This window comes from Haloglomus litoreum, assembly GCF_029338515.1.
Classification (GTDB): domain Archaea; phylum Halobacteriota; class Halobacteria; order Halobacteriales; family Haloarculaceae; genus Haloglomus; species Haloglomus litoreum.
On the sequence record NZ_CP119988.1, the window covers coordinates 471,799 to 485,053 of the forward strand.

General features: G+C 60.2%; 13 protein-coding genes and 1 pseudogene. 4 read left to right on the plus strand and 10 right to left on the minus strand.

The annotated features are described in order from the left end of the window. The first annotated feature begins 136 nt into the window (after positions 1-136). Both P2T62_RS02355 and P2T62_RS02360 read left to right on the plus strand, forming a co-directional pair. Positions 137-1,003 carry an ArsR/SmtB family transcription factor gene (locus P2T62_RS02355; RefSeq protein ID WP_276259887.1) on the plus strand — a complete coding sequence of 289 codons (867 nt, stop codon included), beginning with the start codon at positions 137-139 and terminating at the stop codon, positions 1,001-1,003. Between the two features lie 673 nt (positions 1,004-1,676). Then, positions 1,677-2,354, plus strand: coding sequence for an IS6 family transposase (locus tag P2T62_RS02360; RefSeq protein ID WP_276257837.1), 678 nt, complete (start codon positions 1,677-1,679; stop codon positions 2,352-2,354). Between the two features lie 25 nt (positions 2,355-2,379). Here P2T62_RS02360 and P2T62_RS02365 read toward each other — a convergent pair. Then, a pseudogene (locus P2T62_RS02365) lies at positions 2,380-2,877 on the minus strand (redoxin domain-containing protein); the annotation flags it as partial. A gap of 345 nt (positions 2,878-3,222) precedes the next feature. Between P2T62_RS02365 and P2T62_RS02370 the strand changes: the two are divergent. Continuing rightward, on the plus strand, positions 3,223-4,047 hold the full coding sequence (locus P2T62_RS02370) for a DUF7979 domain-containing protein (RefSeq protein WP_276259888.1): 825 nt from the start codon (positions 3,223-3,225) through the stop codon (positions 4,045-4,047). A 254-nt stretch (positions 4,048-4,301) separates the two neighbouring features. Here P2T62_RS02370 and P2T62_RS02375 read toward each other — a convergent pair whose 3' ends face one another. The 9 genes from P2T62_RS02375 to P2T62_RS02415 all read right to left on the minus strand — a co-directional run bounded on the left by P2T62_RS02375 (position 4,302) and on the right by P2T62_RS02415 (position 11,702). Then, complete coding sequence (locus P2T62_RS02375; RefSeq protein ID WP_276259889.1) at positions 4,302-4,706, minus strand: hypothetical protein; 405 nt, start codon at positions 4,704-4,706, stop codon at positions 4,302-4,304. A gap of 360 nt (positions 4,707-5,066) precedes the next feature. Next, a complete protein-coding gene (locus P2T62_RS02380) occupies positions 5,067-5,489 on the minus strand; it encodes a hypothetical protein (protein WP_276259890.1) in 423 nt (140 codons plus the stop codon). A gap of 300 nt (positions 5,490-5,789) precedes the next feature. Further along, positions 5,790-6,002, minus strand: coding sequence for a hypothetical protein (locus tag P2T62_RS02385; protein ID WP_276259891.1), 213 nt, complete (start codon positions 6,000-6,002; stop codon positions 5,790-5,792). Positions 6,003-6,224: 222 nt separating this feature from the next. Then, complete coding sequence (locus P2T62_RS02390) at positions 6,225-7,049, minus strand: CPBP family intramembrane glutamic endopeptidase (protein ID WP_276259892.1); 825 nt, start codon at positions 7,047-7,049, stop codon at positions 6,225-6,227. Between the two features lie 409 nt (positions 7,050-7,458). After that, positions 7,459-8,451 (minus strand): CPBP family intramembrane glutamic endopeptidase, encoded by a 993-nt coding sequence (locus P2T62_RS02395; protein ID WP_276259893.1) that lies wholly within the window; start codon positions 8,449-8,451, stop codon positions 7,459-7,461. A 359-nt stretch (positions 8,452-8,810) separates the two neighbouring features. Next, on the minus strand, positions 8,811-9,848 hold the full coding sequence (locus tag P2T62_RS02400; protein WP_276259894.1) for a Cdc6/Cdc18 family protein: 1,038 nt from the start codon (positions 9,846-9,848) through the stop codon (positions 8,811-8,813). Beyond that, entirely contained in the window at positions 9,845-10,024 is a 180-nt protein-coding gene (locus P2T62_RS02405) for a hypothetical protein (RefSeq protein WP_276259895.1), read from the minus strand. Before P2T62_RS02405 ends, P2T62_RS02400 begins: the two co-directional genes overlap by 4 nt. Positions 10,025-10,393: 369 nt before the next feature. Then, positions 10,394-10,618 carry a hypothetical protein gene (locus P2T62_RS02410; RefSeq protein WP_276259896.1) on the minus strand — a complete coding sequence of 75 codons (225 nt, stop codon included), beginning with the start codon at positions 10,616-10,618 and terminating at the stop codon, positions 10,394-10,396. Between the two features lie 271 nt (positions 10,619-10,889). Continuing rightward, positions 10,890-11,702: a hypothetical protein gene (locus P2T62_RS02415; RefSeq protein ID WP_276259897.1), complete on the minus strand. Its 813-nt coding sequence runs from the start codon at positions 11,700-11,702 to the stop codon at positions 10,890-10,892. A gap of 529 nt (positions 11,703-12,231) precedes the next feature. Between P2T62_RS02415 and P2T62_RS02420 the strand changes: the two genes are divergently transcribed. Continuing rightward, complete coding sequence (locus P2T62_RS02420; protein ID WP_276259898.1) at positions 12,232-13,233, plus strand: type I restriction enzyme HsdR N-terminal domain-containing protein; 1,002 nt, start codon at positions 12,232-12,234, stop codon at positions 13,231-13,233. Positions 13,234-13,255 lie beyond the last annotated feature (22 nt).

Here is a 13,255-nt window from a genome sequence, read left to right on the forward strand (position 1 = left end):
GTGGATTGTACCCGGAGTGTCGTTTGGAATAACCATCGAACAAGCAACTGGCCGCCAATCGAATAGGTGTTTGGTGGAAAACGTTCCTGTTTCGCAACTGGCAAAGTAATTCAGCATGGCGAGTCAGAGAAAACGTATGACGGAATCGGACGCTTCAACCGAATTTACCGACGCGTTTGGGATACTGAACAATCCAACCCGGTTGACTATTATCGAAGAGCTGGCACGCAACCGGGCTGACGCACCCCGAGATCCTGCTCTCACCTTCTCCGAACTCCGTGAACGAGTCGGCGAATCCGATTCCGGGACGTTCAACTACCACCTCGACCAGTTGCGAGACATCTTCGTTCGAAAAGAAACGAACGGATATGTTCTCTCCCCGGAGGGGCAGCGCTTCGCGGGCATCGCCGCTGCCGGCGGTATGGTCGGAGCGTCAGAGGGGTATCCCCGGGAACTTGAAGAGACCTGTCCCGTCTGTTCCGGCCGATTGACGCTTGATTACCGCGACGGTGTATTCGGTGTCACGTGCCCTGACGATCACCAGTTTCGCAACCGTGTTCCACGGTCGGTCGTCCGCGGACGGTCTATCGAGGCGGCGATCGATCGCTTCACGAAGTATTCGTGGCAACAGCTGGAGTTCGCCCGCGAGTGCGTCTGCCCCGCCTGCTTCAACGAACTGGACACGCACGTCTTCGAACTCGACGAGTCGTACGACGTCCGCATAGGGTTCGAAGGCGTCTGCGACCGATGTGGTGAATTCGTCCACGTCCCGGTCGGGCTGATCGTGGCCCACCATCCGGCCGTCCTCGCCCTCTATCTCCCTGACGACCCGGAGTATCAGCAGCGCCCCTTCTGGCAGTTAGAGGCGGCGACCGACCGCGTTGCGACAGTGGTCGAACGGGACCCGCTCCTCGTCAGAGTCACCTTCGAGAACGCGGGAGAGCGTGTCGTCCTGTCGATTGATGAGGCGGGACGTATCTCTGTCGTCCCAGAAGTGGATTGAACGACAGCCCCCCGGGAGGCGTCTGGGCGTACGAGGGCAAGTCTCCTTTCGAGCGGGAGAATTAGTAGTCACTAGAGAACAGGACAGATAGTTGCAGTTCCTATCTTGGCGCACGACCGATACGCGCTGTGCATTCAGCAGCGCCGTTTCGACCTACTCGCTGGCTGTCAGTAGCCGCGTGACCGACTCAGAGGATGAGTTCAGCAAATTCCAGCACCATCTGCCCCTTCTCCAGCAGTGCGTTGATTCGGAACCGTCTCAGGCGCTCACCCGATCGTTTGCCAGTCCCTAGAGGAGAGACTCTGGTCACACGTCGTGCAATGATAGGGCGCGCGCTCCCCAGCATCCGGGGTAGAGATGACCGTCCGTTGCTTACAATATGGGCAGATGCGACGGCTCCCCGTCATTCTGCCCAGTCGAGAGTCTCTTCGAGGTCGTCGAAGTCTGGTTCTTCATTGGCATCCTCGTCGTGCCACCGATAGCCGATAGTCCGGTCGGGGTTGATGCCGAAGATGGCACGTTGACAGATTGCGGGCTGGTCTTCCCACTCCTCGTATCTGACCCCGAACGCCCCGGCGACGCTGGCCAGCCGGTCGGTCAGGAGCGGGAACTGGGCACTGTCTAGTTAGCGCAGATTGAGGAACGAGCAGGTCGTTGAGTGTCTTGCCTAGAGATGCTCGCAGACCTGCTCGAGAACGATTACAACGGCGACTTAGATGAATATTGGGAGCGTGAGCGGACGGCGACGCCCGTCAGGGCGTTCGCCGTCCGGCTTCACGCGACCGGTTGTTCACTCAGAGAAACAGAAGCGATTCTTGCGTCTCTCGGTGTGGAGCGTTCGCATCAGGCGATCTTTCAGTGGGTACATCGGCTGACTGACAGCAGTCCAGACCCGCCGACGGCTTCGCCGTCGCGGGTCGCGGTTGACGAGACTGCTGTCCGGATCAATGGCGACCTGTGTTGGGTGTACGCTGCAATCGACCTTGATACAAAGCTGATTCTGGATGCCCAGATTTTCAAGCGTCACGGCACCGATCCAGCGGCTGCGTTCCTCCACCGACTCCGTGAAAATCACGACTGCGCGAATACCACGTTTTTGACTGACTCGTTCGGCTATCGGACTGCCCTCAATCGATTAGGGCTGAGCGGTCGGGTGGACTACACCGACCGAAACCTCATCGAAAAGTGGTTTCACACCCTCAAGCAGCGCATCGACCGCTTCCATCACTCGTGGGTCGGCAGTCGGCGGAGCGTCCGCCGTTGGATTTCTCACTACGTGCAATACTACAACGAACAACGACCGCACCAATCGCTCGACGGACGAACGCCAGCTGAGGAGGTGCTAAACTAGACAGTGCCGGGAACTGGAAGTTGTTCGCCTCCCGAAACGCCCGATGCGAGTAGGTGCTGTCTCCCGATATCGCGAACACGTCGGTGTCTTCGGCCACCCTGACCCACTCGATGTCCCGGAAGCGACAGAGTTGGCTCTCACAGACGGGGCTGAAGTCGAACGGGTAGAACGAGAGCAGGACCGGTCCACTCTCGGTGTAGTCGGACAAGCGGAACGTGTCGATTCCGTCCTCATCGACGCCCGGTAACTCGAAGTCCGGTGCCGTCTCGCCTACCTCGAGCGGACAGGAGGTGACCTTCTCTCTGTCATTGGCTGCATCCCGTTCGGGCGTGTCACCCGGATTCGAGGTCTCTTTGGGAGTATCCGGACCAGCCTCCCACGCCTTGTACGTGAGGACGAACTGACGGCTACAATTCCCACATACTTCGAAAATGTCTGCTTCGTGTTCATCCGCCCATGCCCCCGCCGCAGACACACTCGCGCCACAGGGGCAGTCGAAAGTGGTCTGCATTGCATACGACATTTACTGCCCGCATCAAAAAACACTTCCACAACTTGCTTGGTGTTTAAACAGGCTGTACCGATTCAGGAAGTTGACGCGAGTCCTCACCTATGACCGACTCGCGCACTGTATGCAGCAAGGCGGGGAGGAACTGCTGGATGTCTGTCAGCCACGTAGTGCTGACTATAGAGGATGCATGCAGCAGCAGGGTTGCACCTGCGGGAGATATATTTTCCAGCACGCTACAGGATTGGTATGGGTGGTGGTTGGTCCCGTCGACTGTTCCTTGGGGTGGTGGGCGCCGGGGGCCTCGGGTCGCTTGCCGGGTGTTCATCGCTGCTCGGCAGTAGGGGGGCGTCGCTATCGATGGAACCCGTTGACGCAGCGGCCATCGCCGAGCGGGCGACGCTGGACCTGGACCCGGCCGAGCGGGAGATATTCCTGGATGCTCTGGAGAACGGGAGCACGACGGTCACGTACGATAACCCGCCGTTCGCGCCACTCAGGACCTTGAATCCGGTCGAGCACGAGGGGCGCTATTATGCGATCGCCTACACGATCACCGACACTCACGACGCGCTCGGTGTCACCGTGGAGATAGACTACGACCCGCGAACGACTAGCGGCCCGACAGTCGCATACCAAGACCTGCCGGCCCGCGACCGGGCGTTACTCGACTCGCTGGTACTTCCGACGCCGAAGCGACGTATCGACGGCCGGGATATGGGGACGGTGGATGTCTATCGCCTCGACGAGGTGGAAGGGTCGGTGCTGACCCCCGAGACGCAGTACGACTACGTCACTCACGATGGGGAGACGTACCGCATCTGGGTCGAGACATACCCGGCGACCGTGGCAGACTACCGCTACACGGTCCACGAGGTGGCGCGGAATCGAGCGGCGTTCGTCCGCCGGACCCGCGACCGCTACCAGTTCCACCTGAATGGCCTCGCTCCCGCCGAGCAGGAGATCGTCGAGACGGCGACAGGCCGGACCGGCTACGTGATCAGTCAGGTCCCCCAGGAGCGGGCGGCCTACCGGTCGCTATCCGAGCGGTTCCAGGCCCACGAGGCGGTCGTCGGGAGTTCGACCGACCCCGACATCGCCTACGGCGAGTACCTCGTCCGCTACGAGGGGACGACCTACTGGGCAGAGATGGAGTTCTACGCGACACCGACGGACACGGCCTGAACGAGTTGAGATGGGAGCGCGGCCAGTCTGTGGTCGCGGTGGGCAACCTGCTCAACAAACGCTATCAGTCCAGCAGCCGGTGAGAATCACAGATATTGGCTGTCTGTTCGGGCGTGACCGACGTAGAGGGTGAGCGCAGCAGTCCCTCGCTGGACTCACCGACCGCCGTGGTTTTGGGGCGCAGCGTAGCGGCAGAGCGTTGGACCGTTGGAGTCGGAACCGTGGGAACAGCGGCCCGGGTGGCCGTCAGCGTGTCATCCGGGCGGGGTGGCCGACCGACGCCAGTAGTAACCGACGACCGGACCGAGAACGACGATCACGCCCACGACGAACCCCGCGATAGTGACGAGGCTCTCTGAGAGTGTTGTCGCGGTTCGGAGCCAGTCGGCGGTCACCGCGGTCACGAGGATGATGAGTGTCAGCAGCGCCAGTCCCCTGACCGAATAGAGCCGGCTGTCCGTATCGAGGAGTGGACGGTCACCCCTGAACAACCGGGGGAGTACATCAGCCGCAGCGATGATTCCGAGACTGATGACCAGCGCCCCGGCCACCCTGGTGTACGGATGAAATCGGGGTGCAAGCGCAGTGGCGACGATCCCATACAGGAGCAGGAAGGCGAGTCCTCGGCCAGCATCGACCCACGTCCGGGCGGAGACCATCGTTTCTACCTGTCACCAACGCGGGAAAGTAGTTGGCCTCCCAGTCGTTGATGCTGAAGTGGAGGCCTCCCCTCGCCGTTCTACGTCGGGGTGGACAGTGACTCGGCGGTGACCAGTTCGCGCTCTCTATTCGGCACGCTCTCAGATACTTGCTCAGATGCTGTCAGGAGGGCCGTGACCGATATAGAGGATGAGTTCAGCAGGACTGTGCGAAACGTACTCGTGAGTATCGGAAACGGCACGGCTTCTACTGGAGATACCATGCGAACCTCGGGGGCATTCGCATCCTCCATGGAGCAGGGTCTTTGAGACCGACCAGTTCTCTGTCAGAGGAAGCGGGCTGAATACAGGGCAGTTAGCTCACCGCTCGGTCGGGGTCGGCTGTTCCGAGCGCCGGTACGTGTATAGAACCACCGTGTCACCACCGCCGGGCGGCTCCCACAGCAGTCTGACGGTACCACGCTGGCCTGTCGTGACGATCAGTTCGTCGCCGGCTTCGACCGGGAACCGGTCGGCCTTCTGGCCGCCGGCCCACACCTTCCGGTACGGGTCGGCGTCCGGGAACCTCACCCGGACGGCGAGCTCTCCGGTATTAGCGTCGGTGAACCGTCCGTCCACCAGGTCGATCTCGTACGACGAGAATTCGGCGTCCCAGGCGATTCGCGTCTCAACCGACGGCGGTTCCTGCGGCGCCGTCGGGGTACGGTTTCTGAAGGGGCTTGAACAGCCCGCGAGACCGAGGACACCGGCCCCGAGGCCGGTGAGGAGGGCACGTCTGCGCACACGTGGCGTCCCCGGCGCACTCGGTAAGTATCTCCCGCCTCGTGTCCCGGCGACCCAGCCGTGTGATGCGCGCTGTCCGGACCTCCATACGATTGCCTGCTGCCCGACTGGGGTACGTGCCCCTGTTTGCTTGGCTGGTCGCTAGCTCGACATGGTTGATATTGTGGCACTGACCTAGTAACCCAATCAGTACGTGACCGACTCGTGCGCTCTATGCAGCACGGTCGAAGAAACCTCCCCAGTCCCTGTCAGTATCGACCTGCGAGATACAGAGGGTGTATCTGGCACCTGTTTTCGTGCTCAACGGGTTTGATTCGGATTGAATACGTACTGTAGAAGTACCATCGTCGCTCCGAACGCTACAGCACCAGCAACCATCGTGTCCCCGAATACGGCACTAACGCCGAGGAAGGTCAGGCCCGAGGCGACACCAACGAGCGCGGCATACGAGGCTCGCGGCAGGTTCCCGCTCCACTCATCGAACCGCGCATAGAGGCGGCGTGGAGAGACCATACTTGTTTGTCTGCTGGCTTTCCGATAAACGTTCGCTGGGGAACATCAATATCCACGAAAAGCCGCTGCGGGGTACGCGCCCTGTATACAGCATTCCCTTGGACAATGACTCGGTTTCTGTCAGTAACGGTGTGACCGATACAGAGGTTGTGGTCCCCATTTGTAGAGCTATCCACTCGTGCTGTCTCAAGTAGGATAGCTGTTGATTACGCACAAAGTGTGCTAGAGTATCGGGCGAGGGAGCTCTGTCAAACGGTCATTAGAGAGATGTCTGATGCCGTGGATTGAGATCGCACCCAGCGCAGCAATCCACAGCACAATCAAGACGAGCACGTTAGGAGAGATTATTCCAGCACCCGTAATAGCAGGGCCGATAACGCCCTGGATGGCATTCCACGTCGTGTGGAACAGCATTGCCAGCAGCACGCTTCCTCGTGTGTTATTATAGAGAACGGTGAGAAGAAACGTGAGTGGAAGGACGCTCATGCCGTACAGGAAAAGGGAGGAACCCGCTTGATTCGTCCCCTGTGTGACGAACAATGGGAGATGCCACGTCGTCCAAATCACTCCGAGAACGACGCTTGCGATGGTCGCATTGAATCGCTTTTGAAGGAGGGGCAGCGCCATCCCGCGCCAGCCGGGCTCTTCGAGCCCTCCGCGCAGGAATGTCCAGAAAAAGATCGTGATGACCGTCCCAACCTGCGGCAGACGAGCTAAGTCAAGCCCGCCGCCAGATACGACGCTCCCGACGCCAACGAGGCTGATGATGCCTATCGGGACTAGCACAGCATACGCCCACCACCGCAATGGAACCTGCCAGCGGACGAGTTGAGCGGCCCAGGGACGAACATCTCCAGCGATCCAGGCGGTGATAGCGGCGGCGATCAACGGCCCGAATCCGCCAATGAGTTGGAGAAGCATCGTCGCTGACGTATCAACGAGAATTACTCCGCCCCAGAATCCCCACGTCACGAGAAATGTGAGCGCGAGGTACGTGATAAGACGGCGATTGGCAGCCCATTGTCGGAGAGATGCGAGACTTGTCATAAATTCGTCTCTTCTATCCACAATCAAAGTAGTACTGTTCAACCCACTGCCCCTCGGCTCCCGGATAGTTAGCAGTCACATACACCTGGATCGGATAGGTAAGTCCAACTCCGGCTGGAAATTATCGAACAGCGCTTCGTAGCTTAGTGTCCCTGTTCCTACAGGGAATAATCGGTGTCTCTCTCGCCGTGCTGTTGTCTGCGGGTGTCCATTTCAGTGCGAGCGGAATCACGTTGTTATTAATCGGGTAGCTTGCCCCGGTTCGGATGGAGATCTGGGCGACGGTCGTCACGGTCGTCGTCTACTTGAGCTTCCTGGGGGCTGCGATGAACAACTCTCATCCGGGTCCATCTTGGCTTAATGGCGACCCCGGTGTTTTGAGGCACTAGCCACTGGTGTCTTAGCGGACCTACCGAAGTTCCGGTACCCAGATCCTCGCTTCATCCTCGGCGAACGAGTCGGTCCGACGGACCCACAGGACAACGACACCGATGCCGAGAAACACGGCGGCTACGCCGAGAAGGCCTGCTTCCGGTCCGAACGCACCACCTGTCAGCACGGTCGGGCCTGTCTGTCTCGTCGCAACGACCTGCACGCCAGGGATGACGCCGCTGACGGGGAACCCGTAGACAACTCCCTGGACGTAGTTCCAGGTCAGGTGGACGCCCAGTGGAACTGCAAGGTCGCCAGTGAGTACGTACCCCAGCGCGAGAAACACCCCTCCGAAGGCAACGCTAGCACTACTGATCACCGTTGCATTGGGGTTGTTTAGGTGCAACGCACCGAACAGAACAGAGGTAAGCACCACGGCGACCGCTGTCCCGCCCCGCTCCGAGAGCGGTCCCAGTCCGGCGAGGCCCTCCGCGAGGTTGGTGAGCAGGATACCCCGGACGAGCAGTTCCTCCGTGAGTGAAGTTCCGACGAACACCAGCAATGTAGTGAGTAACAAGACTGAGGGCGCGAAACCTGGGCTTGCAGTAAGGAATCCCGTAATCTGTATCCACCCCAAAGCGAGTTCGGTTACGAACACGAGCGTCATCAGCGCGGCCCCGAGGAACAGGCCGAACCCCAGTTGGTACCACCACGCCCGTCGAAACCGGAACCCGAAGTCTCTGAACCGACGCCGGTCAACAACAAATGCGGTCACGCCCGCAGTGAAGATGGCGGTGAGCGCCCCGAACAGGCTGACGCCTGCCCGAATCGCCTCCCTGAAGTTCGTCTCACCGAAGACGACGAAGAGCCCGCCCTGGTACTGATCCGAGATGAGCCCGAACACACCGCCGACCAACTGACCGACGATAACGAACACGAGCACGGCCCCGACAAGCCGAAAGGGCATTCTGAGTCTGTTCTCGTTCTGATTCCAAATACGACCTTTCACGTCGACGAAGACGCTGGTCATCGGTTCGAAAACCTTCACCAAGACTTACAAATATTTGCTTCAGCGGGCCTGCACCAACTATCGGCGCTTTTCTCTGGGAACAGAAAGGATACGCACCACTCCAGTTGCCGGGAGGTGATTGGTCAGGTACTTTCACTGGTTTGTTCTTCGCCAAGACTCCGTCGTCGTAGGGTGGCAACTATGGCTATCGAGCAGGCGCTCCTGGGAAAAAGTGGTGGATAGATTTCCCGTCGCCACGGAAGCCAGGAGCGAGTCGGAGTCGGTTCATCTGGTTGTGGTTGGTTCGCGCCCTGTATGCAGCACGACTCTGAAAATATAGCATCCCTCGTAGTCCTTCACCGAGACATCGATTCTGACCGTCAGCCAGTGTACTCCTCCAGCCGCGGGAGCGCGGTACTGGGAATGTAGGTGCGGTCCTGCTTGGGGCCGCGTTGTTCGATGAGGCCGTAGTTGACGAGCTTCCCGATGTAGTCCTGAACGGTCCGATCGGTCTTCGGGTCGGCAACCCGGTCGCAGTACCGGTCGTAGAGCGTCGGCCGGTCGATCTCCCCGGCGGCCTCGATGATGTGATAGACGGTCTGGCAGTGGTCGTTGAGCCGGGCCAGTTGCTTCTCCCGGATGGCGTCGTTCGCATCGTCGATTGCCTCCTCGCGGACGAGGGCCGCGGTCACGTGGTCGACCCCGACATCCTGACCGTTCTGGACGGCCTCCCGGAGCGTCATGATGCCCCGGCGGGCGTCGCCCTCTGCAAGCCGGGCGATGGCGGTGAGCGCCGACATCTGGATGAACTCCCGCCACTCGGGACCCAGGGCCCATTCGACCCGGTCCGAGAGGATATCGAGTAGCTCCCCGCGGTCGTAGCGACGGACCCGAAGTAGCTCGCCGCCGGCCAGACGACTGACCGTCGGGTCCGTGATTCGCCCGAACAGGCGTTCCTGGTCGTTGGCGATGCCGATGAGGGCGATGCGCGGGGCATCGTAGAGGTCGAGGAGGACCCCGGGCTCTTCGAGCTGGTTGGCTTCGTCCAGGACGACCACGTGCCACCCATCCAGTTGGTGGAGGGCAGTCAGGACGGCACTGGTCGACTGGGGATGGGTGTCGAGCCCGGCCCCGACCGCCTCACCGACCTTGCAGAGCGTGCCGAAGCGCGTCTGGCCGTAGCGGCAGTTGATGTGGTGGGTGTCGACGCCTGGCAGCTCTCGACCGAGGCGCTTGAGGCCTTCCTCGGCAAGCGTGGTCTTGCCGACGCCCGACGGACCGAAGAGGAAGATGGGCTCGGGAGCCGCCCCATCGACCAGTGGCATGAGACTGCGGGAGAGCTGTTGGAGTTCGGCGTTCCGGTGGCGCACCTGTCGGGGTGCGACCTCGGGATTCAGGGCGCGCCAGTTGACGGTCATCGGCGGTGATTCCGCTGGCCGAAGGATAAAACGAAAGGCCACGTTTCGTTTGCTTCGTTTGCTTCGATTCGAGGGAAGCAGGCCTGACTGGCTCGGATCGGCGCCTCGCTGGCCACCACCAGTGCCGCGAGTGGCACGAACTCCTGCGTGTCGAACACGCGGGCGTCCTGAATCATCGTCCTCCACCCCGGTCGTCGGCGCCGTCACCCGGCCAGGTGGTGCGTGGTTGGAGAGCGATGCCAGGACGGGGCGTCGAGTGCGAGACCATGCCCGAGCCCAGCACGGCGGGTATGGTAAGGCTGAGTGCGCGGTGTTGGAAGTGACCGAAGTTGCGCTGAAACGCTGAAATCGTCTGCGAGCGAGCCGCTCTCTCGAATATCTTTCCAACACGGGGCGGTTCCGAAAGTGGCGTGCTGGGCCGAGTCCAGGCACTGCTGGCCACCGGTCCGGTGGCCCGGCGAAGTCCGCTCACCATCGCCACGCCCGCCCCCGAGCGGGCCGTGCCGGCGGCTGCGGGGGAGCCCCGCTCCGATACGGCCGTCGGGTCATGACCGACGCACCGTCCACTGGCCGGTGCCGTTCTCGCGAACGACCATGGCGGCCTGGGCCTGGAGCCGGTGCAGCACGCGCTCGACGGTGGTGGCGCCGGTCGCCGCGCGCTGCTGGAGGGTCGCGCTCGTGACCGTGCACTCGGCACCGCGTGCACGGCGCAGCTCGTTCAGCGCCGCCAGCACGGTCTGAGCGTCGACGTCGCTGCTGTCTGTCGCCATATCAGCGTGTGCGAACGGGTGGAAGAAGAGCCTCAGGCGTTCGTTTCCAGCATTTCCAGATTTCCAGATTAGCGGCTATGGAGAGATTCGCCATCGCCGACTGGGTTCAGCAACCGTGGTCCATGACGGGTATGAGCCGTTCACGAGGATCTGGTATTGAATATCCTCTCAAATCGGTAAACTCCGAGGTTGGGACTATCGATTTTTGACAGATATCACAGACAGTACAACAAGCAGATGACGGGACAGCGGTGTAGGTACCTGATAGTATCTAACTGCTGAAATCAATATCGTCAGGCTCAATTAACATCATAGAGGCCCCTTCCTCCTCACCGACAGGATCTCCAATTCGCCCCCTTTCTGCTCCCGAATCGATGGCGTCCCCTATATCTAATTCACCATCCATTTCAATATCGTGAAAACTCCCGAACCAGAATCCAAACGGGTTCCCAGTCACGTCGCTGAATAACAACCAGAACTCTATTGCGACTTTATCTGAGTCCCACTCTCGGTAGATACGCTGCATTACCTCGGAGAATGGGGCCTCGTATCCTCCCGATCCCATCGAAAGGGGCTTCATTTTGATGGTTGCTTCAAATTGAACGCCATCGTCGCCTTCCTCAATACGGCTTCCAGAAAGATTGGGTTCTCCACCATCGGTGAGGGTTCCTGTGTGACGAGTTAAGGGGTTCCATCGTGGAACCACAGCAGTCCCTTGTCGTTCGTACCCTTTCCTAAACTGCCGCTCCCCATCTTCAGACTCCGTTTGTTCGTACACTACACATTGAATGTGGAGATTCTCTGCAGGGCCATTACCTCTGTTCGTGATCCTAGTTATGAGCTTGTCTGCCTCTCCTCGAATTGACTCTCGGGCGAGTCGAGGCTGGTGATTCGCCGCCATTAGGTCGGTCTGGCGATTCATCAACCGATTCTGTTGTCTCTGTATTTTGTTCTGTTCATCCTGAATATTCTTCATTCGCCAATAAAGTATAAACAATCCAATCGTCACTAAAAGTGAAATTATATCGGTGAATCTAACATTCCAGAAGTCTGGAGGAAGCGTCTGGAGAATCGTCGAATCCATTTATTAGGTGAGTGTCAAGCGTTTCCCATATAATTACCCCCGAGTGGGATTACTATGCTTCACTGGTGCGCGTCCGGTACTCTGATTCCGGCACAACCTGGTCCTGACTAAGCGCATCAGGACAACGGCTCCACAGCCCGCCACCCGGCACTCCGCCCCGCCCCAACGCGCTCGACGAGATTGTAGTCCGCAAGCGCCCGCAGGTAGTTCCGCACCTGGCGCTCGCCCCGCGGCTCCGCAACCGCCTCAGCATACCCCGCGTGCACCTCGCGACTACTCAGCGCCTCCCCAGCAGCATCCAGCACGTCCCACACTTCCCGGGGATGATCGTCTAACCGCTCCAGCCGCTTCTGCCGGACGTCGGCCCGCGCCGCCTCGGCCACCGCATCGATCACCTTGGTCGTAACGTGCTCCTGCCCCCGGTCGCTGGCTTCGCGAGCGGCGTGCCGGAGAATCGACAGCCCATCTGGGCGGTTCCGGTGGCGGCGTCTGCAGAGGGACTATGAGACTCGGCAACACGGGTTGGGGCATGACTGACGATCTTCAGGGCACTGTCACAGAGGCCCAGGAGTATCTGGACTCACGGGATGGGGGTGCGGAATTGAACGAGGCTGAAACGAGGCACGGAATCATCGACCCACTCCTGACGGCGGTCGGGTGGCGCCCGATCGACATCCGGCACGAGTACGACGTACAGATGGGTTCTGCCACGAAGAAGGTCGATAGCGCCCTTGCGACAGGAGACCATCCCGACGTGTTCGTCGAGGCGAAGGCAGCAGCTAAGGACCTGAACACAACCGACGTCGACCAGCTCAAGAGCTATATGGTCCAGGAATGGGTCCAGTTCGGGCTCTTGAGCAACGGTATCTCGTTCGAGCTGTACTACCTCGTCCCGGGTGGGGAGGACGCGCCGACGATTACCTTACTTGCCCAGGAACGCCTCGACAGCCTGGTCGATAGTCCAATCCCCGAGATAGTGGATCGGGAGCACATGGCCTCAGGGCACGCCGAAGACCGGGCGGACGACCTATTGCAACTCGACACCGTTCGGACGTGGCTCAAGCGTCGTCCCGATCGCGTGGAAGCCGCATTACAGGCAGTCGGCTGTCCGCAGCCGGACGTGGAGCGATTCCTCGGTAATCTCTTCGGACGAACGGAAACCTCGTCATTCCGCTATACCGTGGAATTGTCAGTTGGTGGGGCACCGGTTCGCGTCGGTGGGGACAGTCAGAGCGAGGCGATGGCACAGGTCGCGAAGTATCTGGACCGGGAACATGGCCTGCTGGGGAAGGTGGAGCTGCCGTTTCTGGGCCGGTCAACGAAGATTCCACTGCTGAATGAGGGGCGGCCAGATGAATGGAGACGGTCTGATGATTATCCCTCCGAATACCGTTCGCATGAGCAACTCCGAGGGAACGTCTATCTCTACACCAGCCTGAATTCTCGGGGAAAGCGGAGCAAAATCAGCGAACTCTGTGAGGTCTGTGGACTGGGGGAGCCGGAATTCAACGACGCCTGGGATGGCTCGTGATAGCGGGTGAGGGCCCCAAATC

Bases quoted from the DNA above. Each gene is read 5' to 3' on its own strand.
- P2T62_RS02415 (WP_276259897.1), bottom strand. From the start codon at position 11,702: ATGGATTCGACGATTCTCCAGACGCTTCCTCCAGACTTCTGGAATGTT.
- P2T62_RS02355 (WP_276259887.1), top strand. From the start codon at position 137: ATGACGGAATCGGACGCTTCAACCGAATTTACCGACGCGTTTGGGATA.
- P2T62_RS02420 (WP_276259898.1), top strand. From the start codon at position 12,232: ATGACTGACGATCTTCAGGGCACTGTCACAGAGGCCCAGGAGTATCTG.
- P2T62_RS02405 (WP_276259895.1), bottom strand. From the start codon at position 10,024: ATGATTCAGGACGCCCGCGTGTTCGACACGCAGGAGTTCGTGCCACTC.
- P2T62_RS02390 (WP_276259892.1), bottom strand. From the start codon at position 7,049: ATGACAAGTCTCGCATCTCTCCGACAATGGGCTGCCAATCGCCGTCTT.
- P2T62_RS02360 (WP_276257837.1), top strand. From the start codon at position 1,677: ATGCTCGCAGACCTGCTCGAGAACGATTACAACGGCGACTTAGATGAA.
- P2T62_RS02385 (WP_276259891.1), bottom strand. From the start codon at position 6,002: ATGGTCTCTCCACGCCGCCTCTATGCGCGGTTCGATGAGTGGAGCGGG.
- P2T62_RS02395 (WP_276259893.1), bottom strand. From the start codon at position 8,451: ATGACCAGCGTCTTCGTCGACGTGAAAGGTCGTATTTGGAATCAGAAC.
- P2T62_RS02370 (WP_276259888.1), top strand. From the start codon at position 3,223: ATGGAACCCGTTGACGCAGCGGCCATCGCCGAGCGGGCGACGCTGGAC.
- P2T62_RS02375 (WP_276259889.1), bottom strand. From the start codon at position 4,706: ATGGTCTCCGCCCGGACGTGGGTCGATGCTGGCCGAGGACTCGCCTTC.
- P2T62_RS02410 (WP_276259896.1), bottom strand. From the start codon at position 10,618: ATGGCGACAGACAGCAGCGACGTCGACGCTCAGACCGTGCTGGCGGCG.
- P2T62_RS02400 (WP_276259894.1), bottom strand. From the start codon at position 9,848: ATGACCGTCAACTGGCGCGCCCTGAATCCCGAGGTCGCACCCCGACAG.